The sequence below is a fragment of the Corynebacterium sp. BF-R-2 genome (assembly GCF_024586525.1).
Taxonomy (GTDB): Bacteria; Actinomycetota; Actinomycetes; order Mycobacteriales; family Mycobacteriaceae; genus Corynebacterium; species Corynebacterium singulare.
Genome location: NZ_JAMFTP010000021.1, coordinates 1 through 16,927 on the forward strand (window position 1 = coordinate 1; position 16,927 = coordinate 16,927).

Below are 16,927 nucleotides of genomic sequence, written 5' to 3' on the forward strand. Positions count from 1 at the left end.
CGCATCCAGGTGGTAATTCTTACCATCAACCAGACCCTCATAGGTCACAGTGTCAGTAACAACCGCACCATTAACAACACGAGTCGAACCCTCAGCAAACTTAGCCTCAGTCTTAATCGACGGTTTACGCGGCTCAGGCCGCTCAGAGCTCGATGGCGTCGGCTCCGGAGTCACATCAGTGCCCGGAGTAGGAGTAGGTACATCGGTTTCATCGGTCGTCGAGGAGCTAGGAGTCTCGTCAGACGTCTCAGAAGCAGGAGTCTCGTCAGACGTCGTCTCCGTTGCAGGAGACGTGGTCGCCGTCTCAGTGCTTCCCGTCGGAGTCGTAGTCGGACTCGACGGAGTCTCTTCCTCTTCATCGCCTGGGTTGTCGCCACCGTCAGGCAGTCCCGGCTGATCGACGGGGATAATACGCTGACCGCGCGGCAAGCCATTCGGATCACCGTTCGGACCGACGACCGTAATGTAATAGGAGGGGTCTTGCTTTTCGATCTCTACAGAGGGATCGCGCTCAAGCACAGGCCCATTGACATCCACAATCCGGAAGCCGGTAGCCTTCGTGAATTCCTCATGGCTTCCCTTGAAGTCTGCAAACTCGTAAAGATCCGTATAGTCGCCGCCAGTTTCCCCAAGGACTGCACGGGCCGCGTTTTGAGCACTAATGGGGTGACCAATCAATACGGTGAGATAGACCCAATTGTCTCTCTCAAATTCCGTATCGCCACTCTTGTAAGCACGCTCAAGCTTAGAAGCCAGGGAAATGGCCGCATCTCGATAAGGATCATCAATCTCAAGCTTGGCAGCCATCGAGCGCTCATAGCGATAGGTGTTATTCATCGGGGGATTCATACCAGGATCGATACAAAGTCCCCAACCGGCATCATTCTGCGGTGAACCCTGACGCGAGGCGTTACCAGTTTCCGCATCTGTAGCCGGCTTACCAGCCCAAACCAGGTTTCCCCAGTCCATCGATATGCCTAGGCCGCCCTTGTCATGCTCTGAGCCCAAATCCACATTGGGCACAAAATCGGTTGGCGAGGACTCTTCAGCCTGCGCCTTTCCCCAGGGAACGGCGACCATGGCCGCAATTACCGCAATGGCAGCGAGTACCGCGGTAAAGACCATCCACCCCTCTCTGGAGATGTTTCTCAATCTACTCATCGTTTCCTCTTCGGATGTTGCAACTACTTACAATTTTTTCTGCACAGTGCCGGATGGCCGCTGCGACTATCTGAATTCTTGACGTGAAATTTCCACTCTGACCAGAAGAAATTCCCGCAGACTCTCGATCAACTCTTACAGTCCACTCAGCAGAGTATCACCGTCCTCAGGTCACTGCAAGAAAGATCATTGCTCTATAACCCTCACCTATACCGCTTTCAACATGGCATTTCCGCAGCTAGATCCAGTTGGTAACACCTATATGGACCTAAAATCGCCTACATGTTCGAACTTCATGAACGGCGCCCGTATGTGTAACGTTGAGAGTTTTCTAAGTTTAAAAGGATTTTTCCGGTTTAATTCCTAACTGTAAATTTTTAGCTTCAGCAGGGATTAATATGTTCGCTCATCCACAATTTGCGAGCCATGCCATAGTATGCATTCCAATAAATGGAGATGCCTACCAGTAAGCCGTTCTTATGGAAGTGGTTGAAGCGTCAATGTTTCACCGAACATGCGTTCCTATATATTCGCTCATTGCCCCACCAGCGGGGCCCAAGGCAAACACAAGGCGGCTGCGCCGAACGCGCAACCGCCGAAAAATAAGTACACAGTCCCGACTCTGCACTCAGGCTTTACCCCCATTGGCCAAACTTATACCCCCGTTGGGCTAGTCATCCGCTGAGCGGGTGAGCTTTGGATCAACGTCGATAACCGGCTCAGCAACCTCAAGAACCTCTATATCGGAGACGGGGGCTTCACTAGGCTCAACATGCAGGGAGGAGCCTTCGCCGTGCTCACCGGGAGTTGGGCCCACAGTGATCTTAGCCGCCGCCAAAGCGGCCCTGTCGCGAGCAGTCTCAACGTCCTCGGCCGTCGTGGCCACCATGCCCATGCGGCGGCCGGCATAGGCACCGGGCTTGCCGAAGAGGCGCACGTCAGTCTCCTCGTAGGAGAGGGCGGCGTCGAGGCCGGTAAAGGAGACGTCGTCAAGCTCAGCGTCGGCGTGCAGAATGACCGCAGCACCAGGGCTGACCAACGTCACATCAATGGGGAATCCCAACATCGCGCGAACGTGCAGCTCAAACTCGGAGAAACGCTGCGTGTACCCCGTCAGCATCGCCGTATCCAGTGGACGCGGGGATACCGAAGAGAAGTAGACGTCATCGCCGGCCACAAAGAGCTCCACGCCGTAGACACCGCGCCCACCCAGCTCGTTGGAGATACGCGCAGCCACGGAACGCGCATTCGCCAGCGCATCTTCACTCATGGCCATGGGTTGCCAGGATTCTACAAGGTCACCATTCTCATGATGGTGGCCAATAGGTTCACTAAACCACGTGGCCATCTTGCTAGTAGCCGGGTCAATGGAGCGCACAGCCAGGAGCGTAACCTCATAATCAAAGTTCACGAAACGTTCCACCACCACGCGCTTGCGCTCCGGAGACACGTGGCGCACCATGCCCCACGCTTCCTCCACGTCCTCCGCATGCTTGAGCAACACGTGCCCCTTACCGGAGGTCGTAATATCTGGTTTCACTATGCACGGCAGCCCCAACTCCCCTACCGCCTCCGAGAGCTCCTCAGGGGATTCTGCGAAACGGTACGCCGTTACGGGCAGGCCGATGCTGTCCGCCACGCCACGCACGCTCTCCCGGGACTGCGTAAGCTCGCACGCACGTGCAGAGGGGACGACGGTGGAGTTCATCTCCTCCTCGATGCGCGCGAGCACCTCCACATTCACGGTCTCCACCTCGGGGACTACGTAGTCTGGGTGGATGCGCTGTGCCAATTCCCACACCTTGGCTGGGTCTTGGATGTCCGCGATATAGCTAAAGTGCGCGAGCTGCTGGGCGGGCGCTCCTGCATAGCGGTCCACGGCGTGAACTTCCAACCCTAGGTTCTGAAAGGCCACCACCAGCTGCTTTCCCAGCTCACCCGCCCCAAGAAGGAGTACCTTGGTGGCACTTCCTGTCAGCGGAGTTCCAATGTGGCCTGCGATATCGCCTGCGGTAGTCATTCTCGAATTATCGCACACATTTGGTGCCATGCTGCTTGGCGACGTCCCCCCAATGATCCCCACACCCCCTTTCCCTCACCGCCGAAAGATGGCAGTGGGGAAAGGGGGTGTGGTTCACACGCGGTACTTACTTAGAGGAACCTTCCTCAGAAGCACCCGGTGCGCAGGCATCAGCCAGCAGGCCAATAGCCAGTGCACCAGCGGCAACCAGCGCTACCGAGCCAGCGCTAACGCCGAAGCGCTTGAGCTGAGTATTGATGCCAGCCATCTGGTCCGCCAGCGGACCGTTGAACACACCTGCCTGCATCTGCAGACGTGCGTTGATGTCAGCGATCTGCTTGTTAATCGGCGCAATGAAGTCCTTCAGACCCGGGATAGCCAGCTGGGAAGCCAAACCAACCGGGATGAGGAACAGCAGCGGCAGACCAACACCCAAGCCGGTCTCAATGCAGCGCTCGGAGGAGCCGAATTCCACATCCGGCTTAGGTGCCGGGGAGTCCGGGGTCGTGGATTCCTTCGGGGTCGCAACCTCGGAGTCCTCCTCACCCTCGTAATCCGTCACAGTGACCTTATCACCCGTAGCGATGTCCACCTTCGGGTCAAGGCTCCACTTGCCATTCTTATCGACGGCAACGTTCTCATCCTTGAGCTTTTCCTTGCCGTCCTTATCAGTGATGGTGACAGTGACAACAGTCTCCGGCGTAGCAGTGCCCTTGACCGTGGAGTCACCTTCCTTCACCGGTTCGACGTCGAGGACGTGGGACTCAGTGCCTTCGCCCTCAGAAGGCTTCTCCGGGGTGGTCGGCTTGGACGGAGCAATCGGCCAAGACGGACCCCATGGAAGACTCGGGTTCATCGGCTTCGTCGGGCGTCCGTCACCATTGCCGTTGTCCTCAGGTGCTTCAGCCCCCAGGACAACGACGCTTTGCTCGTTACCGGACTCATCGGAAACTGTGACCTTGTCACCCTTCTTCAGGTCAACCCCAGGCTTAACGCTCCAGGTACCGTCCTTACCGACGGTGACGGTCTTCTCAGTCTCCTTGCCCTTGGCATCAGTGACAGTAACCGTCAGCGTGGAACCAGGTTTACCGGTACCGGAGATCTTCTTGTCGCCTTCGGTGACGGTGTTGATGGAAGGCTTGATGGTTTCTGCACCATTCTCACCATCATCATCAGACGGGGAACCAACCGTGATGGTCTCAGAGTTACCCTTCTCATCCTCAACGGTGACCTTGTCGCCCTCTTCCACGCCCTTATCCGGCGTGACGGACCACTTACCGTCGTCATCAGTCGTGGCAGTGTCCTCGGACTTGGTATTGCCTTCGGGGTCCTTCACCGTGACCGTGACATCCGTACCCGGCGCAGCCTCACCGGAGATCTCCGTGTCACCTTCGTTAACTGGGTCAACAGACGGCTTCACGGTCTCCTCACCAGCGCCAGTGTCCCCACCGTTGCCAGTGCCTTCGCCTTCACCTGTGCCTTCGCCGGCACCGGGCTCATCAGCAGGCTTGTCCTTGACCGTCGGGTTGGTGCCGGCCTTGAGTTCGTCACCATCGTTGACGCCGTCACCATCAGTATCAGCCTCATTCGGGTTGGTACCGATCTCAATCTCAGTACGGTCAGTCAGACCATCCTCATCAGAGTCAGCCTCCTTCGGATCCGTCGGCTCATTGTCGTACTTACCGTTCTCGGAACCGTCCAGCTCCTGCTTATCGCTCAGGCCATCACCGTCGGTATCAGCCTTGAGAGGATCAGTACCCTTCTCCTTCTCCTCACCGTCAGTCAGGCCATCACCATCGGAGTCAGCGTTCTTCGGGTCGGTGCCATTCTTGACCTCGTCACCATCGTTGACGCCGTCGTCGTCAGAATCGGCCTTGTTCGGATCGGTACCGTGCTCCTTCTCCTCACCGTCACTGAGGCCATCACCATCAGAGTCAGCCTTGGTCGGATCAGTACCGTCCTTATCCTCCTGCTCATCGGTGACACCGTCACCATCAGAGTCCTTGGCAGGCTCTTCAGGGGTCTCATCCTTCACGGTCGGGTTCGTGCCGGCCTTGAGTTCGTCACCATCGTTGACGCCGTCACCGTCGGTGTCGGCCTCATTCGGGTTGGTACCGATCTCAATCTCAGTACGATCCGTCAGACCATCCTCATCAGAGTCAGCCTCCTTCGGATCCGTCGGCTCATTGTCGTACTTACCGTTCTCGGAACCGTCCAGCTCCTGCTTATCGGTCAGACCATCACCATCGGTATCAGCCTTGAGAGGATCAGTACCCTTTTCCTTTTCCTCACCGTCAGTCAGGCCGTCACCATCGGAGTCAGCGTTCTTCGGGTCGGTGCCATTCTTGACCTCATCACCATCGTTGACGCCGTCGTCGTCAGAATCAGCCTTGGTCGGATCAGTACCGTGCTCCTTCTCCTCACCATCAGTCAAGCCATCACCATCGGAATCGGCCTTGTTCGGATCAGTACCGTCCTTATCCTCCTGCTCATCGGAAACACCATCGTTGTCGGAGTCCTTGGCAGGCTCATCAGATGGGTCGGTTGGGGTGCCGCCAGCATTCTCGGAACCGTTATCGTCCTGGCCCTTCTCATGACCATCAACCGGAACCTCAACCGTTACCGGCTCATCCAGGGACGGATCCTCAACGGTCACGGTAATCGGACCATCAACATTGTCACCCGGCGTAACAACAATCTCTCCGGTCTCCGGATCAATCTTGGCAGGAACACCCTTACCGTCCTCATCCTTGGCGGTCACCGTGGTCTTACCCGTCGGGTTCTCCACCTTCACACCAGTCGACTGCTCATCATCAGTCGGCTCGACGGTATTCGGGTTATCAGCACCATCAACGGAGACCTTCGGGTCCTCGGCGGCATCCTCGTCCTTAGCGGTCGGGTTGGTACCGTTCTTGACTTCATCACCATCGTTGACGCCGTCACCGTCAGTATCGGCGACGTTCGGGTTGGTGCCGATCTCAATCTCAGTACCATCAGACAGACCATCACCATCGGAATCGCGCTTGGTCGGATCCGTCGGCTCGTTGTTGTACTTGCCGTTCTTAGAACCGTCCAGCTCTTCCTTATCACTCAGGCCGTCACCATCGGTATCCGGCTTAGTCGGATCGGTGCCCTTTTCCTTTTCCTCACCATCCGTCAGGCCGTCACCATCGGAATCAGCCTTGTTCGGATCGGTGCCGTTCTTGACCTCGTCACCATCGTTGACACCGTCGCCATCAGTGTCAGCCTTAGTTGGGTCGGTGCCGTGCTCCTTTTCTTCACCGTCAGTCAGGCCGTCACCATCGGAATCAGCCTTGTTCGGATCAGTACCGTCCTTGGCTTCCTGCTCATCGGAAACACCATCATCATCAGAATCCTTCTGAGAAGAATCTTCTTCATCCTTGACGGTCGGGTTGGTACCAGCCTTAACTTCGTCACCATCGTTGACGCCGTCACCGTCAGTATCGGCGACGTTCGGGTTGGTGCCGATCTCAATCTCAGTACCATCAGACAGACCATCACCATCGGAATCGCGCTTGGTCGGATCCGTCGGCTCGTTGTTGTACTTGCCGTTCTTAGAACCGTCCAGCTCTTCCTTATCACTCAGGCCGTCACCATCGGTATCCGGCTTAGTCGGATCGGTGCCCTTTTCCTTTTCCTCACCATCCGTCAGGCCGTCACCATCGGAATCAGCCTTGTTCGGATCGGTGCCGTTCTTGACCTCGTCACCATCGTTGACACCGTCGCCATCAGTGTCAGCCTTAGTTGGGTCGGTACCGTGCTCCTTCTCCTCACCATCCTTCAGGCCATCGTCATCGGAGTCAGCCTTATTCGGATCAGTACCGTCCTCAGCCTCTTGCTCGTCGGAGACACCATCACCATCGGAATCCTTCTCAGAAGAAGATGGGTCAGTTGGATCGGTCGGGTCGGTTGGGGTGCCGCCGGTGCTCTCGGAGTTGTTGTCGTCCTTGCCCTTCTCATGGCCGTCAACTGGAACCTCAGCCTTTACCGGTTCATCCAAAGAGGGATCCTCGACGGTCACGGTAATCGGACCATCGACACCTTCGCCCGGAGTAACAAGAATCTCGCCGGTTTCTGGATCAATCTTGGCCGGAACGCCCTTGCCATCTTCATCCTTGGCGGTCACCGTGGTTTTACCAGTCGGGTTCTCCACCTTTACGCCGGTCGACTGCTCGTCGTCCGTCGGGTTAACGGTGCTTGGCTTGTCAGCTCCCTCGACGGAGACCTTTGGCTGCTCGGCAGTCGGGTTGGTGCCGGCCTTGACTTCATCACCATCATTGGTGCCGTCACCATCGGTGTCAGCGACGTTCGGGTTGGTGCCGATCTCAATCTCAGTACGGTCCGTCAGACCGTCGTCATCGGAGTCAGCCTTCGCCGGGTCCGTCGGCTCATTGCCGTACTCAGTGTTCTTCGAACCGTCCAGCTCTTCCTTATCGGAAAGGCCATCACCATCGGTATCGACCTTGGTCGGGTCGGTACCCTTTTCCTTTTCCTCGGCGTCGGTCAAGCCATCGCCATCGGTGTCAGCCTTGGTCGGATCAGAGCCAAGCTCCTTTTCTTCACCGTCGCTCAGGCCATCGTCATCAGAGTCAGCCTTCAGCGGATCGGTGCCATCGGCAACCTCATCACCATCGTTGACACCATCACCGTCAGAATCAGCCTTCGACGGATCGGTACCGTGCTCCTTCTCCTCACCATCAGTCAGGCCATCACCATCAGAATCAGCCTTGTTCGGGTCAGTACCGTCAGCAGCTTCCTGCTCATCGGAGACACCGTCACCATCAGAGTCCTTGGCAGGCTCTTCAGGAGTCTCCTCCTTCACAGTGGGGTTGGTGCCGGCCTTGACCTCGTCACCATCGTTGACGCCGTCACCGTCGGTATCGGCCACATTCGGGTTAGTACCAATTTCAATCTCAGTACGATCCGTCAGCCCATCACCATCAGAATCCGCCTTCAGCGGATCCGTCGGCTCGTTGTTGTACTTACCGTTCTCGGAACCATCCAGCTCTTCCTTATCCGACAGACCATCGCCATCGGTATCGGCCTTGAGGGGATCAGTACCCTTATCCTTCTCCTCGCCGTCGCTCAGGCCGTCACCATCAGAATCAGACTTCAGCGGATCGGTGCCATTCTTGACCTCATCACCATCGTTGACGCCATCGTCATCAGAATCCGCCTTCGTCGAGTCAGTACCGAGATCCTTCTCCTCACCGTCAGTCAGGCCATCGCCGTCGGAGTCAGCCTTGTTCGGGTCGGTGCCGTCGGCAGCTTCCTGCTCGTCAGTGACGCCATCACCATCGGAATCCTTGGCAGGCTCTTCAGGAGTCTCCTCCTTCACGGTCGGGTTAGTGCCGGCCTTGACCTCGGCACCGTCGGTGACGCCGTCACCGTCGGTGTCGGCCTCATTCGGGTTGGTACCGATTTCAATCTCAGTGCGGTCAGTCAGACCATCCTCATCAGAGTCAGCCTTCGACGGATCTGTCGGCTCGTTGTTGTACTTACCGTTCTCGGAACCATCTAGCTCCTGCTTATCACTCAGGCCATCACCATCGGTGTCAACCTTGAGAGGATCAGTACCCTTCTCCTTCTCTTCGCCGTCGCTCAGACCATCACCATCGGTGTCAGCCTTCAGCGGATCGGTGCCATCGGCAACCTCATCACCATCGTTAATACCATCGTCATCAGAATCGGCCTTCGTCGGATCGGTACCACGCTTCTTTTCCTCACCGTCAGACAGGCCATCACCATCGGAGTCAGCCTTGTCCGGGTCGGTGCCGTCAGCTTCCTCTTGCTCATCCGTAACGCCGTCGTTGTCAGAGTCCTTCGCAGGTTCGGAGTTGTTGTCATCCTGGCCCTTCTCGTGGCCATTGACCGGTACCTCAACCGTTACTGGCTCATCTAGAGACGGGTCCTCAACGGTTACGGTAATCGGGCCATCAACACCCTCACCCGGGGTTACAACAATCTCACCGGTTGCCGGGTCAATCTTGGCCGGAACACCCTTACCATCTTCGTCCTTAGCGGTCACAGTGGTCTTACCCGTCGGATTCTCCACCTTCACACCAATCGACTGCTCATCATCAGTCGGCTCAACGGTGTTCGGCTTATCAGCACCATCAATGGAGACCTTCGGCTCCTCGGGCGCATCCTCGTCCTTAGCAGTCGGGTTAGTACCGGCCTTGACCTCATCACCATCGTTGACGCCGTCACCGTCAGTATCGGCCACGTTCGGGTTGGTACCGATCTCAATCTCAGTACGGTCAGTCAGACCATCACCATCGGAATCCGCCTTAGTCGGATCCGTCGGCTTGTTGTCGTACTTAGTGTTCTTAGAACCGTCGAGCTCTTCCTTATCACTCAGACCATCACCATCAGTGTCAGCCTTAGTCGGATCGGTGCCCTTCTCCTTTTCCTCAGAGTCGCTCAGGCCATCACCATCAGAATCGGACTTAGTCGGATCAGAGCCAAGTTCCTTTTCTTCACCGTCGTTCAGGCCATCATTATCGGTATCAGCCTTCAGCGGGTCAGTGCCATCGGTGACCTCCTGGCCATCCTCGACTCCGTCGTCATCAGAATCAGCCTTATTCGGATCGGTACCGTGTTCCTTCTCCTCACCATCAGTCAGGCCATCACCATCGGAATCGGCCTTAGTCGGATCAGTACCGTCAGCTTCCTCCTGCTCATCGGAAACACCATCACCATCAGAATCCTTGGCAGGCTCCTCCGGAGTCTCATCCTTCACAGTCGGATTAGTACCAGCCTTGACCTCGTCACCGTCGTTGGTGCCGTCGCCGTCGGTATCCGCCACGTTCGGGTTGGTACCGATCTCAATCTCAGTACGGTCAGTCAGACCATCACCATCGGAATCCGCCTTAGTCGGATCCGTCGGCTTGTTGTCGTACTTAGTGTTCTTAGAACCGTCGAGCTCTTCCTTATCACTCAGACCATCACCATCAGTATCAGCCTTAAGAGGATCAGTACCCTTCTCCTTTTCCTCCCCGTCATTCAGGCCATCATCATCAGAGTCAGCCTTCAGCGGGTCGGTGCCGTCCTCAATCTCCTGGGCGTCATCGACACCGTCGCCATCAGAGTCAGCCTTGGTCGGATCGGTACCGCGCTCCTTCTCCTCACCGTCGCTCAAGCCATCGCCATCGGAATCGGCCTTGTTCGGATCAGTACCGTCAGCTGCTTCCTGCTCATCGGTAACACCATCGCCATCGGAGTCCTTGGCAGGCTCCTCAGGAGTCTCATCCTTCACGGTCGGGTTGGTGCCGGCCTTGACCTCGTCACCGTCGTTGGTGCCGTCGTCGTCGGTATCCGCCACGTTCGGGTTGGTACCGATCTCAATCTCAGTACGGTCAGTCAGACCATCCTCATCAGAATCAGCCTTCGCTGGATCCGTCGGCTCATTGCCGTACTTACCGTTCTTGGAACCGTCGATCTCTTCCTTATCAGTTAGACCGTCACCATCGGTATCAGCCTTGAGAGGATCAGTACCCTTCTCCTTCTCCTCACCATCGCTCAGGCCATCACCATCGGAGTCAGCCTTCAACGGGTCGGTGCCATCCGTGACCTCGCCACCATCGTTGACACCATCACCATCAGAATCAGCGTTCTTCGGATCGGTACCGTGCTCCTTCTCCTCACCATCAGTCAGGCCATCACCATCAGAGTCAGCCTTATTCGGATCAGTACCGTCCTTGGCTTCCTGCTCATCGGAAACACCATCACCATCAGAGTCCTTCGCAGGCTCAGAGTTGTTGTCATCCTGGCCCTTCTCGTGACCGTTGACCGCAACCTCAGTAGTAACAGGCTGCTCCAGAGACGGATCCTCAATGGTCACGGTAATCGGACCATCAACACCCTCACCAGGAGTAACGAGGACTTCACCGGTCTCCGGGTCAATCTTGGCCGGGACACCCTTACCGTCTTCATCCTTAGCGGTGACAGTGGTCTTACCCGTCGGGTTCTCCACCTTCACACCGGTCGACTGCTCATTGGCAGTCGGCTCCACCGGGGTCTTGGAGGACTCATCAACAGCTACCTTCGGACCTGCCGGCTTATCATTCGCATCATTCGGATCGGTGGGGGCAGGGTTGCCCTCGGCGTCCGTGTTGTTGACCTCGTCGCCGTCGTTGACACCGTCGCCGTCGCTGTCGGCATTAGTCGGATCGGTCGTCTTGCCGTTGTTCTTGGAGCCGTCGACTTCTTCCTTATCGCTCAGGCCATCACCATCGGTGTCGGCCTTCTTCGGATCAGTACCTTTCTCGGCTTCTTCCTTGTCCGTCAGACCATCCTTATCGGAGTCCGCGGTGGCGTCCTTGACCACGAGCGGGAAGGTCTGGGTACCGGTGCTGTCACCATCGGTGACCTTGACGGTGACGTTGTAGACAGCGTTGCCGTTCTCGGTCACAATGTCAGCGGTGTCCTTGTTATAAGCAGGAGTACCGGTGATCTTGCCGTTTTCATCGATGGAGATGCCTGCAGGTGCACCAACGAGCTCGTACGTGGGGTTGGACAGCTCCGCATCGTCAGAGGTCTTGGCAGAAACCTGAATCGGGTCAATGGCCTCATCGGACCAAGTCTCTTGGCCCCTGATCTTGTCAACTACCAGGTCCTTCGGAGCCGGCTTTTCGTCGCCAGCCGGGACCTGAACAACGATGGTGTCGGTGTATTCCTTGCCATCGATAGTAGCGGTGACCGGCAGCTCAAAGACCTTGGCTGGAGCACCCGGCTCCTGCTTCGGAACGGTGATGGTTGCAGCACCATTCTCATCGAAGGTGACCTTCGTGCCCTCAGGAGCATTGGAGGTATCGGCCTCGAAAGTGGCGTCGGCAGGCAGGGTATCCACGGGTTCACCGTTGAGGGTCAGCTTAGGAGAAACCGTAGCAGTGGCGTTCTCGCCGTCCACGGCAAGGTTCTCTAGTGCTGGGTAGTCAACACCGTAAGTCTTGTCGGCCTCAGGAGTCTCCGGCTCCGGCGCTTCAGCAGCTGCGACAGTTGCGGTTGCCGGTTGAGACGGCTTCTTACCGGCCTCAGTTGCAATAGCTGTGATCTCATCGTCAGCCTTGAGCTCTTCACCCGCAGGAATATCTGCAGTGAAGGTGCCAGGGTTGTCCGGATCCTCAGTTGCGGTAACTTCGGTGCCGGAAGGTAGGGTGACCTTCACCTCGCTGCCAGCAGGAGCCTTCACGGTGACCTTGCTGTCATCGGCCTTCACTGGCTCGATGGACGGGGGCTCTGTCGCTTCCGTCGGGGCATCCGAGGTCGCCTTGAAGGCGCCACCCTTGGTGCGCTCACCATTCGGGGACTCCGCAACGAGGGTGTACTCCGTACCGTCTTGCAGTTCAAGCTTGCCGGATTTGAACTCGCCCTTTTGGATGGCGGCGACGTCACCAAGCGTGGCAACGTCGACAGCATCAGCAGCATCGAAAGTGAGATTGCCGTCTGCGTCTTCCTTCAACTTCTCGGTAGGAACCGCCACGATCTTGACCGGTGCGGCGTCGGCGTTAGTGACATCGAGCAGCGGGATGTCCTTGCCCTGGGAGTCCTTATCCTGCTCACGCGTAATCGTGCCCGACAAAAATTCCGGCTGAGGCAGGACGGTCTTCTCAGACGGCTGCGGGGCAGCGGGCTTGAAGGACTTGGGATCCAGCGGATCCGTGTTGTCAGTCAGAACCTCAACGTCATCGCGAATGCCATCACCATCAGTGTCGGCCTTCGAAGGATCAGTACCCAGGTCGCGCTCGTAATCATCCGTCAGGCCATCGCCATCGGAATCCGCGATGTTGAGGTAATCAGACTTGAGCGTCTGCTTCAGTAGCTTCGGCTTAGCGCCGCCGTCTTGCTTCTCTGCATTGGGAAGTAGCTTCGGCCATTTGTCAGTAAAGTCCACCGAGATCCAGGACGTGGTGTCAATACGCTTGCTGTACGGAGAGTTGGAGAGGTTTTCAGCGCCTTCTTCGAGCTGGTACTCAATGGTGTAGCTACCGGTGGCGTTAGCCGCGATACCCACGATGTTGTCCATATTGGACCACACTTGGTCCTTGGTTTTCCCGTCAATGCCGGGCTCGTGTGGGAGATAGGACAGCTCAGGGCGCGTAGCGGTGGTCGCGAGCCCTGTCTCCTTGTTGAAGTCCATCTTCCACTTCTTCGCCCCCTGAAGCGGATTGCCTTCCATGTCAGACTTGTAAACCGTGACGTCGGTAATGTGCTTCGCTACATCCGGGCTGATGTTCTCGTTGAGAATCCAGTTCCAGTAGCTGTTGCCACCGAAATTCCTGCCCGCCATCGTGGCGGTGGTGGTCGACTTAATTGACCCGCTCTCCTGGTCGTACTTCAGCTGCTTGGAGATACCGTTGTGGTACACATCCTCTCCGGGGCCCTCGAAGGTGTTTGAAGGAACTCCGTCTACTTGTGCAAGCTGATTCTTGCCAACGATGTTGACGTGCTGCACGGAGTTGTTGAAGATTCGACCGTCCCTGCGAACCCAGTAGTAGTCAACCTGCGAACCTTCTGCTGGAAGGCCAAGGTCTTCAATCTTCTTGCCGTCCTTCAAGAAGATCTGAATATAGGAAGCATACGGCACGCCAGAGGCACCCGGGAAGTTCCTCGAATCATCAAACTTCAGGCCCCACTCAGAGCCCTTCGGATCGCGCTTGGTAAACGAGCCCTGCGCGTCGCCGTTAATACCAACCAACTCGATGCGAGCGATCTGGGAGTAGAGGGCCCCATCACGGAACCGGATGAACTGACCGTTCGCGTCCGTATCCCCCTTCGGGGTCTTACCGCCATTCCAAATCGCCTTCCTCAAATGCGGAACCTTGAGGACATACTGCGGGTTATTTTGCTGTGCATCGGTGAACTCGGGAACGAGGCCGACATAGAGCACGCCATCGTCAACACCGTTGTCGAAAACGCGGCCAGTGTCCGCCGGGATGTAATTACCCTCTGCATCTGTAATTTCGGCAGCGGCGGCAACGGCAGCGGACTGCGGCGCGGCAACCGGGTGAACGAACGGGGCAACAAGCGCTACGGATAGGGCCGCGGCCGCGAAGGACGTTCCGCGGCGGCGGGCTCTGGACGTAACCCTGAGATGCTTCTTAGTCATACCAAGAAGTCCTTTCCTTGAGACGTGAAAGAGTTGGACACGCTAGAACTACGTGAACGTGCAAGAGGACATGTCGGCTTACACACCGAGAGCGACTCACCTCTACCACCAGAAAGAGGTCAGAAAACCCGGCGGTCAGCAAGCAGTTCGTCCCCGATAGTACTGAGCGAAGTCGCAGGAAGATACCCCGGTTTACGCTGCAAAGTTTTTGACATCAACAACGTATAGCTATTTTTAATTGTGGGCCCACCAGCTGGACAAACTTACACCGTCAACATTGTTCGCGTAGTCTGTGGACTTTTTCACATGCAAATTTTTCCTGCAGAGACTACGCTTTGCAGCTCGCTACTACATGTGTGGGCCCCTCAGTCACCGTGCCCACGCCACGCTTGCCGACGCCCCCTCCGATCACGAAAGCCCACCATCCTCACCCCTCCAGGGAGTGAAAACAGTGGGCTTATCGCTTAAACCAGACCTCTTAGGACTCTAGGCCGCCAGCACGCGGCCAGCGGCTCAGAGAACACGCTCTCTAACCTCTTAGTTAGTTGGAGGAAGAGCCCTCTTCATCAGCGCCCGGTGCGCAGGCATCAGCCAGCAGGCCGATAGCCAGAGCACCAGCGGAGATAAGCGCTACAGCACCAGCAGCCTGGTTAGCGTTGACACCAAAGCGCTTGAGCTGAGCATCAATACCAGCCATCTGCTTAGCCAGCGGGCCATTGAAGGTGTTGGTCTGCATCTGCAGACGGGTGTTCAGATCCTGAATCTGCTTGTTAATCGGAGCAATAAAGTCCGACAGACCCGGAATGTTCATCTGGGAAGCCAGACCAACCGGAATCAGGAACAGCAGCGGGATACCAATACCCAAACCAGTGTTGACACAACGCTCAGACAGGTTGGAGGACAATCCATCCTTGCCCGGCTCGCCCGGCTCGCCCGGCTCCTGGGCAGAAACCGTAACCTCTGCCTTGTTACCCTCAGCATCGGTAGCGGTGATCTTATCGCCCTCAGCCAGCGGCTTATCAAGGTCAACGGACCACTTACCATTCTCATCGACGGTGACCGTCTTATCGAACTTCTTGGTACCGTCTTCACCCTCGACAACGACGGTGATCTCGGAACCAGGCGCACCAGTACCGGAAACCTCGGTGTCACCCTCGGCAACCCCGTCGATGGTCGGCTTAGTTACCTGGACATCCTCAGAAGGCTTTTCGTCCTCAGAGGGCTTCTCCGGAGTGGACGGCTTGGACGGAGCAATCGGCCAGGATGGACCAATGTCGCCTATCCAATTGTTACCCTTTCCGGGCTTATTCGGCTTGGAGTTCGGATCATTCGGGTCGGTCGGCTTGCCGTTGTTCTTCGAACCGGAGACCTCGTCACCATCATTGGTGCCATCACCATCGGTATCAGGCTTCTTCGGATCCGTCGGAGCACCGTTCTCGCCCGGCTTAACCTTGTTGCCGTCCTTATCGAACGGGTTCTCAGAACCGTCTACCTCATCACCATCGTTGATGCCGTCATCATCGGTATCAGCCTTATTCGGATCGGTGCCAAGCTCCTTCTCCTTATCATCAGGCAGGCCATCACCATCAGTATCCTTCTGGTCATCCGCCGCCGGCTTGGAGTTCGGATCATTCGGATCGGTCGGAGCAGGGTTGCCGTCCTTATCCTTGTTGTTGACCTCGGCACCATCGTTGGTGCCATCGTCATCAGAGTCAGCATCCTTCGGATCCGTCGGAGCACCGTTCTCGCCCGGCTCAACCTTCTTGCCGTCCTTATCGAACGGGTTCTTAGAACCGTCTACCTCATCACCATCGTTGATGCCGTCACCATCGGTGTCAGCCTTATTCGGATCGGTGCCAAGCTCCTTCTCCTTGTCATCGGTCAGGCCATCACCATCAGAATCCTTCGGCTCCTCAGCCGGAACAGCCGGCTTGGACTCAGCATCATTCGGATCAGTCGGCTTACCGTCGTTCTTAGAACCGGTTACCTCGTCACCATCATTGGTGCCATCGTCATCAGAGTCAGCATCCTTCGGATCCGTCGGCGCACCGTTCTCACCGTCAGCAACCTTGTTGCCGTCCTTATCGAACGGGTTCTTAGAACCGTCTACCTCATCACCATCGTTGATGCCGTCATCATCGGTATCAGCCTTATTCGGATCGGTGCCAAGCTCCTTCTCCTTGTCATCGGTCAGGCCATCACCATCAGAATCCTTCGGCTCCTCAGCCGGAACAGCCGGCTTGGACTCAGCATCATTCGGATCAGTCGGCTTACCGTCGTTCTTAGAACCGGTTACCTCGTCACCATCATTGGTGCCATCGTCATCAGAGTCAGCATCCTTCGGATCCGTCGGAGCACCCGGCTTACCGTCCTCGACCTTCTTGCCGTCCTTATCGAACGGGTTCTTCGAGCCATTGACCTCGTCACCGTCGTTAATGCCGTCCTCATCAGTGTCGGCCTTATTCGGATCGGTACCGAGCTCCTTCTCCTTATCGTCGGTCAGACCGTCGTTATCGGAGTCCTTCGGCTCCTCAGCCGGAACAGCCGGCTTGGACTCCGCGTCATTCGGGTCCGTCGGCTTACCGTCGTTCTTAGAACCGGTGACCTCGTCACCA

At 56.8% G+C, this 16,927-nt stretch carries 3 protein-coding genes and 1 pseudogene; all 4 read right to left on the reverse strand.

The window, feature by feature from the left end; translation table 11 throughout:
- Positions 1-1,161: pseudogene (locus M5J09_RS12970) on the reverse strand (adhesin); the annotation flags it as partial.
- A gap of 670 nt (positions 1,162-1,831) precedes the next feature.
- On the reverse strand, positions 1,832-3,181 hold the full coding sequence (gene purT, locus M5J09_RS12975) for a formate-dependent phosphoribosylglycinamide formyltransferase (protein ID WP_257158144.1): 1,350 nt from the start codon (positions 3,179-3,181) through the stop codon (positions 1,832-1,834).
- A 127-nt stretch (positions 3,182-3,308) separates the two neighbouring features.
- The gene (locus tag M5J09_RS12980) at positions 3,309-14,312 is read right to left on the reverse strand and encodes an Ig-like domain-containing protein (protein ID WP_257158145.1); all 11,004 of its coding nucleotides are present in this window, start codon (positions 14,310-14,312) and stop codon (positions 3,309-3,311) included.
- Positions 14,313-14,853: 541 nt separating this feature from the next.
- Positions 14,854-16,927: Ig-like domain-containing protein (locus tag M5J09_RS12985; RefSeq protein WP_257158146.1), on the reverse strand; the 2,074-nt coding region annotated here is incomplete at its 5' end.